Source organism: Spiroplasma sp. DGKH1, assembly GCF_040940205.1.
Taxonomy (GTDB): Bacteria; Bacillota_I; Bacilli_A; order Mycoplasmatales; family Mycoplasmataceae; genus Spiroplasma.
In genome coordinates, this window is the sequence record NZ_JASTWG010000016.1 from 1 (window position 1) to 688 (window position 688).

Here is a 688-nt window from a genome sequence, read left to right on the forward strand (position 1 = left end):
CGCTACCCCTTTTTTACCCGAGAGCTCCGCCTTGGGCTTCAGGTCTTGCTGTTCACCTCTGATCCGGAGGTGCGCCATGGCTGAGTTCGAATCCTGCGTTGTACCTTTCCCTCTGCAGCGAAGCCCGCTGCATGAATCCGAACGCTCTCCCCTACCCTCTGAAGCTGCCGCTGAACTACGTGGCGTGATGCTTGGCAATCTGCTGGATCAACTGGCCGAACCTGAAGGCTTGCAGCCCGCGGATCTGCGCGTGCGCATCGCTGCTTATTCAGCACTGGCTCTGCTCGATGAGATGGTCGTGCTCTACCGCCGCGCCCTCTCTGATGTTCGAGGAGGTGCCAGATGAGCAAGGGTGTGATGACCTACCTTCCACCTCACGACGGCCATCCTGGTATGGAGATCACCTGGGCTGCCGATTGCAGAGAGGCATTCGACCAGGGCGTGAAGCTGGCACAGACCTGGCTCGATAACGCCCGCAGTGGATGGCTCTGGGCAGTGATGATCGCAGAGCGCGATCTGCTGCCCTGCGCTATTGAGAGGCGAGCTTTTGAGGTGGGTTTCCTGAGTCGTATCCACCAGCGTATGTGCTCGCATCTTCGCTGCGGTGAGCAGGCCGAGATCTATACCGCGGGTGATTGTTTTGGCCACAGAAAGACCCTGACGCTCGCCGGAGCGAGCTGTCAGGGCT

At 59.7% G+C, this 688-nt stretch carries 1 protein-coding gene; it reads left to right on the top strand.

Annotation, left to right across the window (positions count from 1 at the left end; all coding sequences use genetic code 4):
• Positions 1-342 precede the first annotated feature (342 nt).
• The coding region (locus tag QPK10_RS06705) for a LasR-specific antiactivator QslA (RefSeq protein WP_003108588.1) at positions 343-688 on the top strand (346 nt) is incomplete at its 3' end.